The 18,186-nt window shown below is 74.0% G+C and carries 8 protein-coding genes; 6 read left to right on the top strand and 2 right to left on the bottom strand.

Annotated features, from left to right (window positions below):
• Positions 1-143 precede the first annotated feature (143 nt).
• Positions 144-5,396, top strand: a complete 5,253-nt coding sequence (locus tag ACQPW6_RS15910; RefSeq protein WP_433890296.1) for a hypothetical protein — start codon at positions 144-146, stop codon at positions 5,394-5,396.
• A gap of 55 nt (positions 5,397-5,451) precedes the next feature.
• On the opposite strand, the gene ACQPW6_RS15905 is transcribed toward ACQPW6_RS15910, so the two are convergent.
• Positions 5,452-8,532 (bottom strand): LuxR C-terminal-related transcriptional regulator, encoded by a 3,081-nt coding sequence (locus ACQPW6_RS15905; RefSeq protein ID WP_433894543.1) that lies wholly within the window; start codon positions 8,530-8,532, stop codon positions 5,452-5,454.
• 431 nt (positions 8,533-8,963) lie between these two features.
• On the opposite strand from ACQPW6_RS15905, the gene ACQPW6_RS15900 reads away from it, so the two are divergent.
• The 3 genes from ACQPW6_RS15900 to ACQPW6_RS15890 all read left to right on the top strand — a co-directional run bounded on the left by ACQPW6_RS15900 (position 8,964) and on the right by ACQPW6_RS15890 (position 12,507).
• A complete protein-coding gene (locus tag ACQPW6_RS15900; protein WP_433890295.1) occupies positions 8,964-9,566 on the top strand; it encodes a helix-turn-helix transcriptional regulator in 603 nt (200 codons plus the stop codon).
• A gap of 200 nt (positions 9,567-9,766) precedes the next feature.
• Positions 9,767-10,453 carry a DUF4255 domain-containing protein gene (locus tag ACQPW6_RS15895; RefSeq protein WP_433890294.1) on the top strand — a complete coding sequence of 229 codons (687 nt, stop codon included), beginning with the start codon at positions 9,767-9,769 and terminating at the stop codon, positions 10,451-10,453.
• Positions 10,450-12,507 (top strand): ATP-binding protein, encoded by a 2,058-nt coding sequence (locus ACQPW6_RS15890; protein ID WP_433890293.1) that lies wholly within the window; start codon positions 10,450-10,452, stop codon positions 12,505-12,507. The genes ACQPW6_RS15895 and ACQPW6_RS15890 overlap by 4 nt, the downstream gene beginning before the upstream one ends.
• Before the next feature lie 77 nt (positions 12,508-12,584).
• Here the strand turns inward: ACQPW6_RS15890 and ACQPW6_RS15885 are convergent, their stop codons facing one another.
• The gene (locus ACQPW6_RS15885) at positions 12,585-14,036 is read right to left on the bottom strand and encodes a hydrolase (RefSeq protein ID WP_433890292.1); all 1,452 of its coding nucleotides are present in this window, start codon (positions 14,034-14,036) and stop codon (positions 12,585-12,587) included.
• 212 nt (positions 14,037-14,248) lie between these two features.
• On the opposite strand from ACQPW6_RS15885, the gene ACQPW6_RS15880 reads away from it, so the two are divergent.
• The gene (locus tag ACQPW6_RS15880; RefSeq protein WP_433890291.1) at positions 14,249-16,393 is read left to right on the top strand and encodes an eCIS core domain-containing protein; all 2,145 of its coding nucleotides are present in this window, start codon (positions 14,249-14,251) and stop codon (positions 16,391-16,393) included.
• A 137-nt stretch (positions 16,394-16,530) separates the two neighbouring features.
• Positions 16,531-18,132 (top strand): phage tail sheath subtilisin-like domain-containing protein, encoded by a 1,602-nt coding sequence (locus tag ACQPW6_RS15875; RefSeq protein WP_433890290.1) that lies wholly within the window; start codon positions 16,531-16,533, stop codon positions 18,130-18,132.
• The last annotated feature ends 54 nt before the right edge of the window (positions 18,133-18,186 follow it).

Genomic DNA, 18,186 nt, shown 5'->3' with positions numbered 1-18,186 from the left:
CTCCCCGGTCAAGCCGGGCGTCGCGGCGGCCCGGCGGACGGCGGCCGTAGCGGAGGTGACCTGCGGGTGTGCGGCGGGTGTCGAGTCGGAGGCGGCGGTTTGACGAACGGTTCCGGCGGGGCCCGGGTGGTTAACGTGAAGCCGTGCGGAGACAGCGGCAGTCGGTTGACAGCAAGGCGGAGGGCTCGCAGCAGGCCCCCCGGGTGGCGCGGGTGCCGCGGACGAACGGGAGCGGCGGGAGCGGCGCGGGCACCGCGAATCCGCTGCTCGGGTTCATGAACTCCGCCGGGAACGCGGCCACCGCCGCCGCCCTGCGGCAGCGGGTGGACGGGATGGACCGGCCCGCCGGGCTGGGCAAGGGCAAGGGGCGGCCGGTCGCCCCGGCCGCCGGGATCGACGAGCGGGCCGAGGCCGGGCTCGTGCTGCCGCCGTACCTGATGGCGCTCGAAGCCGGCGGCCTGTCCACCTCCTACGGGCTGACCGGGCACGAGTTCGTCAAGCACGCGGTCGCCGCCGCCGTCGGGCACGCCGGCCGGGACGTCGCCGGGATCGCCGCGGAACTGGCCGGCCGGCCCGAGTCGTTCTTCGGCTCCGGCCGCGCCTTCGCCGTCCGGGGCGCGACGGGCAAGGAGTGGTTCGACGTCACCGTCACCATCTCCCCCGACTCCGGCGACCGGCCGCCCGCCTACCACCCCAAGAAGGACCTCGCCGTGCTGCCGGCCGACCCCGACGGGCCGCCGGTCGCCGAACTGGACGACGCGGAGGGCAAGGAGACCAAGGTCGACGTGCAGCACAACTCGGCCGCCACCACGGGCAGTACGGCCGGCTCCTCGTCCAGCAAGGGCGTCGGCGGCATGGGCTTCGGGCTCGCGCCGGTCGTCCCGGGGCTGTGGCTCGGCGGCGCGGGCACCGGCAACGTGCAGCCCTGGCAGTCCTCCCGGGAGTCCCGCAGCCAGAAGAGCGTGGCGGAGCCGCGGGTGCTGCGCAGCGACAAGGGCACGGTGGAGGTGCCGCGCAAGGTGCGGTTCGGCGTGCGGGTGCAGAAGTCCGGCACCCAGGACGCCCAGACCTTCCGCGGGTCAGGCACGCTGAAGCAGCGGGTGCCCACCGAGCACCTGATCCCGGCCGGCACGGGGGAGTTGGCGCCGCCGCGGCCCGTCGAACCGCCGCTCGCCCGCCGGGTCTCGCTCGCCGACTCCATGGCCCCGGTCGCCGTGGCCGACGCCGCCGCCCCGCACCAGGGCGGCGGCGGGCTCTTCGACGCGGTCGCCTCCGTGATGCACCCGTCGGTGACGGCGCCGGGCGCGCCCGGCCGCACCCGGCTCTACGCGGCGACGGCGTCGGCGACCGTCCTCGAGGACATGCCCCGGCTGCTGCGCGACGGTGTCGTCGGCGAGGACCTGCACTCCAAGGACGGCGGCACGGCGGCCAGTTACCACCTGCACGCCGAGATCACCGGCCTGACGCCGGCCTGGCGCACCGGCGGCACCCAGCTGCGCACCCACCAGCAGGCGCAGCACACCGCCGCCGCGAGCGCCGGCAAGGGGCGGGCGGTCACGGCCGGGCTCGGCCCGGCGATCGGCGTCGGCGCGGCCGGCAACGCGGCCGTCGTACGGGGCACGGCCATGCCGGTGGGCGCCGCCCGCAAGGCCAGGTTCAGCCAGTCGGAGCAGACGGTCTCCACCCGGCAGGGCGCCGAGGTGCGCGGCGAGAAGGTGCTCTACCAGGCGGTGGTGCGGTTCACCGCGAAGGGTACGGGGCCCGGCTCGGCCGCGATGGTGCTGAACCCGGCGAACCGGATCAGCGAGCACTCGATGAAGGTGTGGGTCAGCCTGCGCGCGGACGAGGCAGCGGAGTTCGGGCTGCCGCTGCCGCCGGGGGCGACGGCCGGCGACTTCATCAAGAGGCCGAAGCGGAGGGACGACGCCGGCAAGGAGGGTTCGGACGGCGGGGACGGCTCGGGTCGCGTGGACGGCGAGGGCCGTGAGAACGGCTCGGGTCGTGAGAACGGCGAGGGCGCCGGGGAGCAGGACGTCGTACGGCACCTGCCGTTCACGACGGGTTCGAGCGTCGTGCTCAGCCAGGTGGACACCGGCCCGATGGTGCGGGCGGTACGCGAACTGTTCGCGACCGACCCGCAGTTGGCCGGCTACCTGCCCGTCTTCGGCGCTGCCCAGCCGTCGAGCCTGGGGAGCAGCAAGGAGGACGCGGCGGCGCAGCGGGACAACTACCGCGAGCTGATGGCCGCCCTGTCCGAGACCAACCTGAAGGTGAACAAGGCCCAGTTGCTGTCCACCGGCATCCCGGTACGACTGCGCCGCAAGACCACCCTGCACGCCCACGACGTGCTGATCCGGGTCAGGGGCAGCCTCGGCGAGACCCGCTACCTCGGCGACATCAAGGACTGGATGGTACGCAGCCACTCCGGCGTCGCCAGCACCGCGCAGAGCGGGCGCAGCAGTGCGCGGTCGATCGGCGGCCTGGTGCTCGGCCAGGTCAGGCTGGCCCCCGGCGTGCTGACCGGCTCGGCCCGCTACGAGAAGCACCAGGTCGGCACCCGCCGCAACCAGGCCGGTCCCACCACCCGTACCGACACCCTCACCAACGGCTCGGAGGACGCCAGCGCGTTCGGCGCGGCCCTGCGGCTCGACGTGAACGTCAGCATGACCTCCCGGCCGCGCAAACTGGCCCGCTCGCTCACCCCCGGCGCGCCGGGCCGCAGCGTGCCCGAGGCGCGGGCCGTCGCCGAGATGCAGATGGACGAGCAGGACGTACGGCTGCTCACCCCGACGGAGTTCACTCTCGACGACGACGGCAAGCGGCGCCAGGAGGAGGCCGCCGCGAGGCGGACGGGCCGGCCGGCCGCGCCCGAACGCGAGTTCAACGCCGCCGGCATCGGCGACCTCGCCGGGCTCATACCCCGGCCGGCCACCGGACGGCCTTTGCGCGACTGGCAGTTGACCGAGTCCCTCGGCGACGGCAGCGGTATCAGGGACCTCGCCTTCCAGCTGCTGTCACGGGCCGCCGGACGCAACAAGGCGCTGCGCGAGGACCCCGCGCTGGCGACGGAGGGGCTCGCGCCCCGGCTGGCGATCGAGGAGCGGTTCAGCCCGCAGGCGGTCAACGCGGCGGTGCGGCAGGCGACTTCGTCGGGCTGGGTGGTGAAGGACCTGCGCTACCAGCGCCGCACCGCCGCGCTGAACGGCGCGGTCGGCACCCGGCTCACGCTGGCCAACCCGAAGTTCCTGCACAGGGGCGCCGGCCCCGGCACCGAGACCCTCGCGCTCGGCGGCCACCAGGCCGGCGGCCAGCAGGGCAACGGCACCAGCAGCACCGTGCAGTTCGGCATGACGGCCTCGGAGAACTTCGCCGAAGGGCGCACCGGCCAGGGCATGCTGGGCTACCGCACCAGGACGGCGGGCGGCACCGACACCGCCACGATCTCCGGCACGGTCGAACGCAACGCGCACACCCCGAAGAAGGCCCCTCTCTACCTGGTGCAGTGCGACCTGCTGGTGAACATGGTCGCGGAGGTCAAGGTCACCGGCGGCGGCCCGTACGTGGCCAAGGCCGTCCGCACGCTGCCGGCCGAGGCGGCGGTGTGGCTGACGGAGGCGCAGCTGCCGCCGTCCATCCGGCGGCAGCTGAAGCTGGACGAGGAGCCGGCGGCGAAGGAGCCGGTCGGGGGCACGGTGAAGGGCAAGGAGCCGGCCGGGACGGAGACCGGGACGAAGAAGGGCAAGGAGCGGGCCGGGGCGCGGACGGAGGAACGGGACGCCGCCGAGTCCTCGTCCACCGCCGCGGCGCGCACCGCGCCGCCGACCCTGGACCGCAGGCTCCCGCTCGGCTTCGGCATGGTCGAGGGACTGCCGAACTTCGTGCCGCTGCTGGAGATGCTGCGCGGACGCCTCGCACAGGGCAAGAACAAGGGTCTCGCCGACGACCTGCTGCCCCGCCAGCAGCTCAAGGACCGCAACGACAACGTGCAGCGGCTGCTGCGGGTCCTCGACCGCAGCGGTTCCGCCGGGCTGCTGTCGGGCGCGATGGACGGCGGGGTCACCGTCGAACTGCTCGACGGCCGGAAGACCCCGCACTGGGCGGTGTTCAAGGTCGACCGGGTCCGCGACGGCGCGTACGAGGGCACCGCGGACGACGGCCGGGACATGGAGTACATCACCTCGGCGGTCGCCCAGCAGGCCGGCTCCCAGGGCCAGGGCGTGACCAAGGGCGCCGCGGGCGTCTTCGCCGGCTCCGGCAAACCCGACAGCGGGGTCGGCCAGTTGAAGAGCCTGGGCGGCGCGGCCGGGGCCGGCTTCGCCACCAGCTCGTCGCGGCGCACCGGTGACGCGAGCCGCGGCCAGCTCGGTGTGAAGGCGGTCGCCGAGGCGAAGAGCACGCAGTCGGCGAAGATGCGGGTGCCGGTCAGGGCGAGCCTTGAGCTCCACTCCGCGGCCGGCCGGGTGGCCATGGTCGCCCTGGACAACCTCGCGTTCACCCACCGGGTCCCGGCGAAGGACCTGGCGGCGCTGGCCCGGGTGACCCCCCTGCCGACCGCCGCACCGGTGGCCGCCGGCCCCCGGGGCGCCGCCCCGGCCCGGCTCGGCCCCTGGCGGGAGGCCGGCGTACGGCTGCCGATGGAGGCACAGGTCAACGGCTTCCAAGGAGCGCCGCGCGTGCGGGAGTTGGTCAGCGACGCGGTCCGCGCGGCCGGCGGCGGCGACCGCTTCAGGGACAAGGGCCAGGCAGCCGCGTACACCCTGAACGAGGCCGTCTCCACCGAATGGATGATCGCGGCGCTGCCGCTGCTGACCTCCGCCGGCGTCGACCTCCCCCCGGTCCACGCGAGCGGCGCCGAGGGCCAGGACCTGCACGCCTCCCTGCACGCCCGGCTGCGCCAGGGCCGGGTGCTCGGCGTCGGCGACAAGATGACCTTCGAGACGGTCGGCCAGAGCACCCTGGAGTCCCCCCGCCCCACCCAGGCCGACGGCGTCAGCACGGCGGAACAGAGCAGGTCGGGCCGCGCCTTGGGCGGCGCGGGCCTGCTCAACGCGGAGGAGTTCCGCCTCAACCAGATGATGGCCGACTCGGGCGGCACGGCGGGCGGGACCGGCACGGCGGCCAACGCGGCGGGTTCGATGCCGCTGCACAAGCCGAAGATGTCATCGGTCCTCGTCCAGTTCACCCTGGACGTCCGAGTGACCGCCCAGGTGACGAACCGAGTCCGCGGCACCCGGGCCGGCACGGCGGAACGCGAGATGACCCTCCCGCAGCCGGTGGTGATCCGGATGCCGGAGCCGATGGTGCGGCGCATGGTGGCGACGGCCGGCGCCGAACTCCAGGACCCGGACAACCACTTGGGGGTCAAGGCGACGCCCCCGCCCCCGCCCGCTCCCTAGTTGTTCGTCCGGCACCTGAGGACCGGGGCCCGGGGCGGAGCCCCGGTGTCCCGGTTCACGTCGTCTCCGCGCCCAGCGAAGCGGTCAGCTCACTCCGCCGCCGTATCCCCAACTTCCGGTAGGAGTTGGTGAGATGGGTCTCCACCGTCCGCCGCGCGAGGTGCAGCACCTCGGCGATCTCCGTGTTCGTCCGCCCGTCAGCGGCCAGCTGAGCGATTCGCCGCTCGCTCCCGGTGAGCGACTCCGACCCGGTCCGCGCGGTCCCCGCGCGCCGAGCGCCGCCCTCGCGCAGCGCCTCGTCGGCGAGCCCGCGCAGCCGCACCGCCCCGATCCGCTCCGCCCGCTCCACCGCCTCCCGCAGGCAGCCGCGGGCCCGTGACCGTTCCCCGAGAGCGGTCAACTGCCGTCCCTGCGCGATCAGCGCGGCCACCAGCTCGGGTTCCACGGTGGCCGCCGCGTCCCGCAGCACCCGCACCGCCTCGCCGGCCAGTTCGAGGCCGCGCCGCCCGCCGGTGACGGTGCCGAGCACCCGCAGCGCGCGGCCCACCGGGCGCGGGGTGCCCCAGACGCGGGCGAGCCGCAGCTCCTCCTCGGCCAGCGCGAGCGCCTGCCGCGGATTGCCCAGCGCGAGCGAGCACTCGGCGGCGGCCGTGCGCCACGGGGTGACCACGGGGCTGACCACCTCGCGCGCCGACTGGCGGCGTCCGCACTCCAGGAAGTCGTGCAGCGCGGCGGCCTGTTCGCCGGCCGCGGCCCGTTGCAGGCCGCGCGCGTAGATGAACCGGTTGCGCTCCCAGGTGTCGGCGGTCCCGCCGAGGTCGAAGCGGTCGGCGAGCCGCTGCGCCTCGGCCGCACGGCCGGTCTCGACCAGCTCGATGAGGGTGTGCGCGAGCACGTTGGACGGCCGGGTGTCGGCGTGCGGCGGCAGCTCGGCCGTCAACTGCCGCGCCAGGTGTCCGAATTCGCCGCGGCCGGCGGCGATGTCGGCCCGCGTGTTGAGCAGCGCGTCGCGCATCGGGTGCGGCAGGTGGTGGGAGGCGGGGTGGTCGGCCAGGCCGCGGCCCACCAGCCGTTCCGCCTCGTCGAGTTCGTCGGCCCACTGCGCGACCGCGGCAACGGTGCCGAGCAGGAACGGCTCGGTCAGCGGGTCGGCCGGCTCGGCGAGCAGCCCGCGCACCTGCCGCATCGCGTCGGCCGCCGAGATCAGCCCGGCGGTGGCCGCGTACCGGACGAGCAGCGCGCGGGCGGCCGGGCCGACCAGCTCGGGCGAGTCCTCGGCGGTGCCGAGCAGCCAGCGGTAGACCTCGCGGCGGACGGTCTGGTCGTGGTCGGACAGCAGCGCGGACGCGCTCTGCAACGTGCCGGCCAGGTCGGGGTGGCCGGCGAGCTGGCCGTCCACCGTACGCAGCACCTCCACCGCCGCGCGGGTCCTGCCGCGCGCGGTGAGCGCGGTGCCCAGCGCGACGGCGGCGCGCACCCGGTCGTGCGGGGTGCCGGTCAGCCGCAGCGCCTCGGTGAGCCGGGGGATGCCGGCCGACGACTCGTTGTCCGCGCACTCCAGCGAGCCCAGTTCGGTGAGCAGCCGCTGCCGGTGCTCGTCGGACAGCGGCTCGTCAAGTGCCCTGCGCAGGAAGGCGAGCGCGTCGGCGGACCGGCCTGCGTGCAGAGCGAGCGAGGCGGCGTCCTGGAGCACGCCGGGGACCCAGGGGGCGTCCAGCGGATCGGTCAGCAGCAGTTGCCGCGCCACGATCTCGGTGGGCGCGCCCCGGTGCAGCATCGCCTCGGCCGCCGCCCGCCGCGCGGCCCGCCGCCGCGCCTCGGGCACGCCGGTCAGGACGGCGTCCCGCAGCAGCGGGTGGGCGTACCGGGGCCGGCCGCAGTAGTCGAGCCGCAGCACCCCGAGGCCGGTCATCGCGGTGACCCACCCCGCCACCCGCACCGGATCGGCCCCGGCGAGCTCGGCGAGCAACCGCCCGACGTCCTCGGCGGGTTGGCACGGCCCGGCGTCGGCCGGCCGCGCGCGCCGGCCGTCAGACCGTACGTCGTCCCGTACACGGTCCCGTACGTCGAGGGTCGCGGTCAGGGTGTCCGCCCCGACGGCGAGGGTCGCCGTCCGGGCGTACGACTGTACGTCGGGGGTCGTCATCCCGCTGCCCGCCCGCAGGCCGGGGGTCGCGGTCCGGGCGTACGACCGTCTGCCGAGGCCCGTGCTCCGGACGTCGGACCCGCCGCCGCGGACCGCCTCCCACCACTCCTCGCCGGCCTCCGCCGCCTCGTCGCCCCAGCCCTCGTCCAGCGCCGCGAGCGCCCGGGCGACCTCCGCCGTGCCGGGGCCCGAGCTGTCCAGCCACCACGAGACGGCCGCCGGGTACGCGCCCGGGTAGAGCGCCGCGGTCGTCTCGGGGACGGCCGGGCGGGCGCCGGTGCACTCGTGGACGGCGAGGTCGTCCAGCAGGGCGCGCAGCAGCAGCGGGCTGCCGGCGCCGGCCCGCAGGCAGCTGTCGGCCCACTCGTCGGTCGCCGCCGGGACCTGCGCGCGGACCAGTTCGGCCGCCGAGTTGGCGCTGAGCGGGGCGAGCGTGCGGGTGTGCACGACGGCGTGCGGGAGGGTGTGGGCGAAGCCCGGTGCGGGCGGGTCGATGTCGTACTGGCTGCGTTCGGTGACCGCCAGCAGGATGGGCAGCTTTAAGAGGTCCACGTGCCGGGCGGACTCCACCAGCCAGCGGTGCGAGGGCGGGTCGGCGAGGTGCACGTCGTCCACGGCCAGCAGCAGCGGGCCCACCTCGGCGTACGAGCAGAGCACCTTCCACAGCCGGTCGCCCTGCTCGCGCTCGCCGCGCTCCCCTTCGGCCTCGCCGCCGATCTGCTCGAAGCCGGTGATCGGACCGAGGAGTTGACGTACGGCGGCGAAGGGGACGGTGGCGTCGCCGGGGGAGCAGCGGGTCCGCAGCACCCGCATGCCGTGCGCTGCGGCGTCCTCCGCGGCGGCCTCGAGGACGGTGGTTCGGCCGGTGCCGGTGGCACCGCGCAGCAGCACGAGACCGCCCGCACCGGCCCGGGCGCGCGCGGCGCCGGCCGCGAGCAGCGCGGCGGCACGGCGGTGTTCCCGCGGTTGTGCACGGTGCGGTCCTGACATCCCTGCCTCCTCCTCGTACGGGCCGTACGGGCCTGTCCCCCTCGTGGTGCCCGCGGGGCCGATCTCGTGGTCCGGCTCGTGGTGCTCCACGATTGCGCGGATCACACTCGCCCCAGGAGTGTGTAGAGCGCACATCTGCCACCGGGTCCACCAAGGTGGCGCGTAAGTGGACATGGGGGAAAAGCTTGCTCAGCGCAGCGCGCACCACTCACTCCCGCCCCGCCGACACCAAGAAGGACGACAGAGCGGACCGAATGGCTCCGCGAAAAGCGGACCGAATAGCCGACCTGCCGACCGATCGGGCAACCGACCGCACGACCGGCAGGGCAACGGCAGGGGCAACGGACGCGGCACTGCCCGGGTCTGCGGACCGAAAGGCCGACAGGAGAGCGGACCGCAGAGCCGACCGGCTCGACCGGATACGTGTCGCGGTGCACGCCCAGGACCCGATCTCGCGTGAGGGCGCGCACAGCCAGCTGCGCAGGTACCCCGAGATCGACCTGCGCGAGGAGGCCGACTGCGGCCCCGGCATGGTGGCGCTGCTGATCGAGGACGCGCTCGACGAGGCCGCGCTGACCCGGCTGCGCCGGCTGGTGCGCAGCGAGGGCGCGCGGGCGGTGCTCGTGGTGGGCACGCTGCGGGAGGCCGAGCTGCTCGACGTGATCGAGTGCGGTGTCGGCGCGATCGTCTGGCGGCACGAGGCCACCGCGACCCGGCTGGTGCAGGCCGTACTGGCCGCCGCCCGCGGCGACGGTGACCTGCCCGCCGACCTGCTCGGCCGGCTGATCAACCAGGTGGGGACGCTGCACCGCAGCGCCGCCGGCCGCCCCGGCGCCCCCGCCGCGGGGCTCACCCCGCGCGAGGTCGACGTACTGCGGCTGGTCGCCGAGGGTCTCGACACCGGAGAGATCGCCGGCAAGCTGTCGTACTCCGAACGCACGGTCAAGAACGTCATGCACGGACTGACCACCCGACTGCATCTCCGTAACCGGGCACACGCCGTCGCCCAGGCCTTGCGTGAAGGCTACATCTGACCGTACGGGCATCCGGAGCTGACCCTCCGGGCATTCCGCTCTGCCCCGCCGTTGTCCCGGTGTGACTGCGGGGACGGGGGGTGCGGCAGGCAGGATCGGTACGACCGCGGAGCCGCACGGCGGCAGCGCTCAAATCGGCGGCACAGCAAGGCAGTACAGACGACACGCGGGGCCGGGCACGGCAGGGCGGGAGCACGACGGTGATCCACGAGGTGGACGAGGTCCTCAAGAACCTGCTCAGCGGCGGGGCGTTGCACGGCTCCGGCATCAACGTCGCCTTCGACGCCCCCACCAGGGACTGGGCCGCCCGGCAGAACGCGCCGGCCATCAACGCCTACCTCTACGACATCCGCGAGGACGTCAACCGCCGCCAGCGCGGCCATGTCGCGGTGGTCGACGAGCGGGACGTCGTGGTCAAGCGGCGCCAACCCCCGCGCTGGTTCCGGTTGTCGTACCTGGTCACGGCGTGGACGAAGCAGCCGCAGGACGAACACCGGCTGCTGTCGGCCGTGTTGGCCACCCTCATCCCGCGCGAGGTGATCGCGCCCGCCGATCTCCCGGGCCTGCTGGGCGAGCTGGGCCTGTCGGTGCCGCTGTCGGTGGCCGGCGTGCAGACCGAGGCGCGCTCCCTCGCGGAGATCTGGTCCGCGCTCGGCGGTGAACTCAAGCCGTCGCTCGACGTGATGATCACCGCGCCCTTCCCGGCCTACCCCGAGTACGACGCCGGTCCGCCGGTCACCGAGGGCGCGGCCGTCCGGGTCCGCACCATCGACGGCACCCCGGCCGATCCGCGGGAGCGCGCACACCGGCCGCGGCACGTGGCGGCGGCCCGGGAGGCCAGGGAGGCGGCCCGGCGCAAGCGCGGCTCGGGCAGGACGACGCCATGACCACCGAGACCCCGCCACGCACGCCGGGCGACCCCGCGGACGTCACCGACCCCGCCGAGGCGCTGCTCGCCCGCCTCGCCGACCTGCGCGAACGGGTCGCGCTGCTGGTCGAGTACCGGTCCGCCGACGACCCCACGGCCGGCGACCCGCTGCGCGGCCTGTACCTGTCGGACGAGGCCGTGCGGCATCTGCTGAGCCCGGCGGAGCCGCTGCGGCTGGCCTTCCCCGACCCGAACGACGCGCCCGCCGACCGGCTGTCCGCGCTCGCCGCGCGGCTCGGCCTGACCGGACTCGACGCGGTGATCCTGCTGTTCGCGCTCGCGCCCGACGTGGACCGCGGCTTCGAGCCGCTGTACGGCTACCTCAACGACGACATCAGCCGCCGCCGCGCGACCGTCGCACTCGCCCTGGACCTGTGCGGCATCCCGGTCCACCTGGCCGCCGCCCGGGCCCGGCTGCACCCGGCGGCCCCGCTGTGCGCGCTCGGCCTGCTGACCGTCGAGGAGCCGGAACGCCCCTTCCTGAGCCGGTCGTTGCGGGTGCCCGACCGGCTGGTGGCGCATCTGCTCGGCGACGACTCACCGGACCCGGCCCTCACCGGGCACGTCCACCCGCTGCCCGCGCCCGCCGAGCCGCACGACGACGAGCACGGCGACGGGTACGACGGGCAGGGCCCGTTCCCGGACGACGAACTGGGCCTCTTCGTAAACCGGTTGGCCGCCCTGGTCGCCGCCGGCCCGGCCGCCGGGGTCTACGTGCGCGAGCGCCGCGAGGGCGACGGCCTGTCCTCGATCGCCGCCGCGCTGCACACCGCGGGCGTCCCCGCGATGCGCTTCTCCGGCCCCGAGGACCGGATCCCCGACCTGCTGCGCGAGGCCCGGCTGACCGGCCGCGCGGTCGTCGTCGCCGGCCTGCCGGACCGACCGGGGCCGCTGGTACGGGAGTTGACCGCCGCCACCGACGTCCTCGTACTGATCACCGGGCCGCGCCCGTACGACCCGCAGTGGTGCGACGACGACCCGCTCGTCCTGGAGGCGCCGCCGCGCCGGGCCGGCGCCGTCCGTGCCTGGTCCGCCGCGCTCGGCGAGGAGCCGGGCTTCGACCTGGCCGCCACCGTCGTCCCGTACCACCTGGCCGGCGACCACATCACTCGGGCCGCCCGCGCGGCCCGCGGCCTCGCCGCATTCGACGGGACCCCGCTGACGGCGGCCCACCTGCGCCTCGGTGCCCGCCAGCAGTCCGCCTCAGGGCTCGAACAGCACGCCCGCCGGATCCGCCCCGCCGTGGACTGGCGGGACCTGGTGCTGCCGTCCGGGCCGCTGACCCAGCTGCGCGAACTCGCCCTGCGCGCCCGGCACCGCGACCGGGTGCTCGGCGACTGGCGGCTCAGCGCGGGCGGCGGGCGCGGCCGGGGCGTGCTCGGCCTGTTCGCGGGCGGTTCGGGAACCGGCAAGACGCTCGCCGCCGAGGTCGTCGCGGCCGAGCTCGGGCTCGACCTCTACATGGTCCAACTGTCGTCCGTGGTCGACAAATACGTCGGCGAGACCGAGAAGAACCTCGAACGCATCTTCAGCGAGGCCGACCGCACCGACGCCGTGCTGCTCTTCGACGAGGCCGACGCCGTCTTCGGCAAGCGGTCCGAGGTGAAGGACGCGCACGACCGGTACGCCAACATGGAGAGCTCGTACCTGCTCCAGCGGCTTGAGTCGTTCGACGGGATCGCGCTGCTGACCACCAACCTGCGGGCCAACATCGACGAGGCGTTCACCCGGCGGCTCGACCTGGTGGTGGACTTCCCGTTCCCCGACGCCGGGCAGCGGCTCGCCCTGTGGCGGCACAGCCTCTCGCACGTGCCGTGCGCGGCCGGCCTCGAACCGGGGCGGGTGGCGGCGGACTTCGAGCTGGCCGGCGGCTCCATCCGCAGCGCGGTGGTGACCGCCGCGTACCTCGCGGCCGGCCGCGACGGCCTGGTCACGGCGGCGGACCTGCTGGAAGGTGCCCGGCGCGAGTACCGCAAGGCCGGCCGCCTGGTGCCGGGCGAGGGCACCTGGTAGAGCCGTACCCGGCACCTGGGCGGACCGCGGTACCCGGCCGGGCGCCTGGCGGGACGCCCGGCCGGTCCCGCGCCGCCTCACGAGGCGGGCGGGACGTCCATCACGGTGAACCAGACAGCTTCCAGGAACCGGTCGTTGTCCACCGTGCCGCCGAAGTTGAAGGCGTTGCGCTGCTTCGCGCAGACCTCCTTGCCCCAGTCGGTGGAACCGTCGAAGCGGATGTTCTGGCAGATCTGCCCGCTGCCGATGTTGATGGCGAAGCCCGACATGTCCTGGGCGTCAGGCTTGGTGCTGCCGATGTAGTTGTCCTTGCCGTCGGCGATGATCGCCGTCCAGTTCGGCTCCCACTTGCCCTGCCCGTTGGTCGACTCGGGGTTGTGGATGAACGCGTTGGCCGACGAGCCGGCCATGCCGTACACGGCGATGTTCAGCGCCTTGATCGCCTTGTTCTGGCTGTTGCCGGCCATCGCGCCGTCGCAGGCGGGCTTCCCCCAGCCGTCGCCCGCGACGAAGGCGCGGTAGCAGATGTGCCGGCCCGACGGGTCGCCCACGGCCAGCCGGTTGACGGCGGTGGCCGCGGTTTCCACCGGGGGCTTCTTGGGCTTGGGCTTGTTGCCGCCGCTCGGAGCCGAGGAGTGCTGCGGGGGCGCCGCCGGGGCCTTGGACGGGGCGGTCGTGACCGGGGCGGCCGGCACGCTCGTCGGGGGCGGCGGCGGCAGCACGGCCGACGGTGTCGGGGTGGGGGTGAGGGTGGCGCCGGCTTCGACGACCTTCTCGGTCGCGCCGGAGTTCACGGCGGGTTTGTGGGCGATCCAGAGCATGACGAAGGTGAGGGCGAGGGCGGCGATGACGCCGAAGAAGGTGGCGAGCCAGCGGGGTAGGAAGCCGCGTTGGACGTAGGTGCCTTCCACGGGGTGCGGTTTGCTGCCGGAGCGCAGGACGGAGAGCCGGTAGGGGCGTTGTTCCTTGGTGCCGAACCAGATGATCTTCCGCGGTCGCAGGGTGGTTTTGACGAACACGGCGCGGCCGGGCTCGATTTGCACGCTGCTGGGGCGGATGTCGTAGGAGAGCTGGTCGCCGTTGTCGTTGCCGTCCAGGGAGGCGGTGAGCTTGGTGTTGCCGAGGTTGTCGATCGCGAGCCGGGGTCGGCCGCGGAAGCGGCCTTTGACGGTGGGCGGTACGAGTTCGGCGCGCATCTCGGTGAACGGGGTGATGGTGAGGTTGCCTTCGGGGACGGTGGTCGCCTCGGGGTGCTCGGTCGGGGTGATCCGCACGGCGTACGGGTTCGGCCCGGCGGTCGCGTCCGGCGTGCGGGGCGGCGCGAACCTCAGCTGCACCGTGCCGGTCGTCCCGGGGAACAGCCGCAGGGCCTGCGGCTCCACCGTGGTCCACGGCGCGATGTCGCCGACCGGTTCGAAGTGGTACTCGTCCACCACGTCACCGGTGTTGCGCAGGCGCAGCCGTACCGTCGTGCTGCCGCCGGGATCGACCGTGGCCGACGCGGGTTCCAGAGAAGTCCATAGGCTCACCCGGCCACGCTAGGGCCATCGCCCGGTGGCGGTCATGAGGCCCCGGGGCAGGGACCGTTGCCCGCTGGGGCGGACGTGCCTGCCCGATCGGCCCCCGGCACGCGCCGGGCAGCACGCACTGCCCCCCGGAGTGCCCCCAAGGTCATTCCCGGCCGCTCGGCACGGCGGTATACGTGGTGGTTCACCGTCACCATGCCGTCGCGGGGACTCGTATGCGCAGCCAGGATCAGACGTCGGACACGAAGAAGCAGGGTACGGCAGCCGCCAGGGGAGCGGGGGCGCGCCGCGGCGGCCCGGCCAAGGCCCCGGCCATCGCCGCCAACCACGCCGTGGCCAGCCGCTCGCCGCAGGCCGTCCTCGCCCTCCAGCGCTCCGCGGGCAACGCCGCCGTGGCCCAACTGGCCGAGCAGGAGCAGCACGTGCACGACGGGGGCTGCGGCCACCAGCAGCCGCCCCGGCGTTCCGGGGTCGAGGCGGGTCTGAGCACGCCGGGCACACCTCTGGACCAGGCGACGCTGGCCCGCAAGGAGGAGCAGTTCCAGGCCGATCTGTCGCGGGTGCGGGTGCACACCGGTTCGGCCGCCCGGCAGGCCGCCGCATCCGTCCAGGCCCGCGCCTTCACGGTGGACCAGGACATCGTGATCGGAGCTGGCGGCGATGACTCGCTGACGCTGGACCACGAGATCACGCACACGGTCCGCAACCAGCAGCGGGCCTCGGTCGGGCATCCGACTGGCGGCGGGTTCAACATGACCCACCCGCAGGACGCCGAGGAACGTGAGGCGCAGTCCAACGCCGCGCGCATGGGGTCGGGCGGCCCCAGCTCCGTCCGGGGCGAGGGACCGGGCATCCAGCGGACCGCGGACGCCCGCTCGGCCGTCCTACCGCACCTGCAACGTTATGCCGCGGGTACTGCGCCGGCCGCTCCCGCGTACGACCAGTCCTCCGGTGACCAGCTTCCGGCCTTCGCGCTGACCCAGCCCTCGGTCACCGTCCGTCTCGAAGGCGGCACGTTCCACGGCAGCCTCACCGAGCACGTCGCGGCCAGTGAGCCGGTCGCCCTGTCCTGGTCCAACGACCGCACGATGGCCATGAACTCCCAGCACGGCGCCAAGGAGTTCTACGCCGTGCCGGCCGTCATCGCGGCGGCCAACAGGTCACTGGCGGAGACGGGCAGTTACATGCGGCTGTCCGCCGGCGGCCACTCACTGCCCGGCAGCTCCGGGGAAAAGCTTACGGTGGTCCGCCCCCGGGCCGCGACGGATCTGGACGATGCCGTCCTGACCCGATTCATGCACCTGGTCCAGCACGAATGCGTGGAGGTCGCCGAGAAGCTGACCACCGGAGGACTGCTGGGCCAGGCCGTCTTCCGCGGCCCCGACGGCAGGGGAGTGTCCGCCGACATCGGATCCAGAGGGGGCATCGGGCTGCCGCGCCTGGCCGGCGCGCTGAGCTCCGGCAGGCCGCCGACCACCCCGCGGGAGGCGGCACAGGCCGCTCAGGGCGCCGATCCGGCCCGGGCTCCCGGTGCGGCGTACGGCACGAGCCTGCGCAATGGGCAGTTCACGGCGAGTGAACACGCCATCGGGATCAACGAGAGCGCCCGGGCGAAGGTCGGCGAGGCGCTGACCACCCGGACCATCGACTCCGAGCCCCGTGCGGGCGTGGACAAGAAGTTCGACCACTACCGCAACCGGGTACCCACGGAGCGGATCTGGCCCTACCACTACGGCACGGTGGTGGCCCAGAGCAGTGATGGCGCCGACCAGATCAGCCTGGAGAACTTCAACCGCACCTCGCTGATGACGGCGCTCCTGCACAACGCCGCCGTGCAGACTGCCGGGGCCTACGTGCGGGCCAACCCCGGGAAGGTCATGTCGGAGGAAGAGGCCCGTCAGGTGGCCCGCGGGCTCCTGGAGCGGGAGGTCAAGTCCGCTATGGGTGGCATGTGGTATTTCAAGATGTACGAACCCGGTGGCGAGCGCAGCTTCCACGGCAAGAACCGCGCCACCGCGCTCAACCCGCTGACAGTCGTCACCACCCAGGTTCCGCGGCTGCGTTTCGAGGAGCGCTCGGACGTGCTGACGAACCTCAGCAAGAGTCAGCTGGAGAAGACGGCCGCCATGTGGCAGCAGTCCACGGCGCCGATCGTGGTCGAAGGCCACGCCCGCGGCGGAGCGATCGCATTGCGGAACCTGGCGGAGAAGCGCGCTGGGGCCGTGGTGGCCGAACTGGTACGCCTGGGCATCGACCGCGGTCGCATCACAGTGAAGGCCAACTCCCAGAGCGACCAGCCGTTCGCGTCGGTCTATCCGGCTGACCGTCCCGAGGAGTACGTACCTGGCGGCCGCTCCTGAGTGCGCCCGTCCACCGGGCGGCTGCCCCCGAGGGCAACGGCGGTGCCCCCTGCCCGGCCCCCAGGGACGTTTCGGCCGCGCCCGGGTACGGGAGAGGCTGACTCCGTTCCTGTCTCGTACCCCGAGGAGAGCAGAGCATGCCGTCCTACCTGTCGCCCGGCGTCTACGTCGAGGAGGTGACCAGCGGCTCGCGCCCCATCGAGGGAGTGGGTACGTCGGTCGCGGCCTTCGTGGGACTCGCGTCGAGCGGTCCACTGAACGAGCCGACCCTGGTCACCAACTGGTCGCAGTACGTGGCGTCGTTCGGTGAGTTCACCGACGGGTACTACCTCGCGCACTCCGTCTACGGCTTCTTCAACAACGGCGGCTCCGCGGCCTACGTGGTCCGCGTCGGCGGCTCCAAGGAGGGCGCGCCGATCGACGGCGCGGCCGGCTCGGGCCGCGCCGCGGTGCGCGGCTCCGGTGCCCACGCCGCACTGGAGTCGGGCGAGCCCAAGCAGCTCGGCTCGTTCACGGTGACGGCCATCGCGGCGGGCGGCAGCGGCGCCCTGAGCGTCGAGGTCGCGGACGCCGACGGCGAGGGCGCCCCCGAACGCTTCAAGCTGGTCGTCAAGGACGGCGACAAGCCGGTCGAGACCTTCGACGTGAGCGCCAAGAAGGGCGGCCGCAACTACGTGGTCACCCAGGTGAAGGAGCGCTCCAAGCTCATCGCCGTGGCCGAGGCCGCGCCCGCCGGGCAGCTGGCCCGCCCCGACAACCAGACGGTGGCCCTCGCCGCCCCCGGCTCCGCCGCGCCCGCCGCCTCCGGCGCGCCGGCCGACGAGTCGCACCCCGGCCCGGCCCACTACCTGGGCGACTCCTCGGACCGCACCGGCTTCGGCGGCCTGGAGGCCGTGGACGAGATCTCCATGGTCGCCGTGCCCGACCTGATGGCCGCCTACCAGCGCGGCGCGATCGACCTGGAGTCCGTCAAGGCCGTCCAGCTCGGACTGATCGCGCACTGCGAGCTGATGGGCGACCGGGTCGCGGTCATCGACCCGCCGCCGGGCATGAACGCCCAGCAGATCCGGGTGTGGCGGCAGGAGACGGCCGGCTACGACTCCAAGTACGCGGCCCTGTACTACCCGTGGATCAAGACCTTCGACCCGTCCAGCGGCCAGTCCAGGATGATCCCGCCGAGCGGCCACGTCGCCGGCATCTGGGCCCGCAACGACGCCGAGCGCGGCGTGCACAAGGCGCCCGCCAACGAGGTCGTCCGCGGCGCGGTGGACCTGGAGAACCAGATCACCCGCGGCGAGCAGGACCTGCTCAACCCGATCGGCGTCAACTGCATCCGCGCCTTCCCCGGCCGCGGCATCCGCGTCTGGGGAGCCCGCACCATCTCCTCCGACCCGGCCTGGCGCTACCTGAACATCCGCAGGTATTTCAACTACCTGGAGGAGTCGATACTCCTCGGCACCCAGTGGGTGGTGTTCGAGCCGAACGACCACGCGCTGTGGGCCCGGATCCGGCGCAACATCTCGGCGTTCCTGGTCAACGAGTGGCGCAGCGGCGCCCTGTTCGGCCAGCGCCCCGAGGAGGCCTTCTACGTCAAGTGCGACGAGGAGACCAACCCGCCGGAGTCGGTGGACGTCGGCCGGGTGGTCTGCGAGATCGGCATCGCGCCGGTCAAGCCCGCCGAGTTCGTGATCTTCCGGCTGGCCCAGTTCTCCAGCGGCAGCGGGGAGTTGGAGGAGTAGCCCGCCCGGCTGCCCCGCTCCGTAACGCCACCCTCACGACCTTCACGACCCTCC

Source organism: Streptomyces sp. CA-111067, assembly GCF_050956065.1.
GTDB lineage: Bacteria > Actinomycetota > Actinomycetes > Streptomycetales > Streptomycetaceae > Actinacidiphila.
The sequence above is the reverse complement of the archived record's forward strand: the minus strand, read 5'-3'. Positions and strand labels throughout refer to the sequence as shown.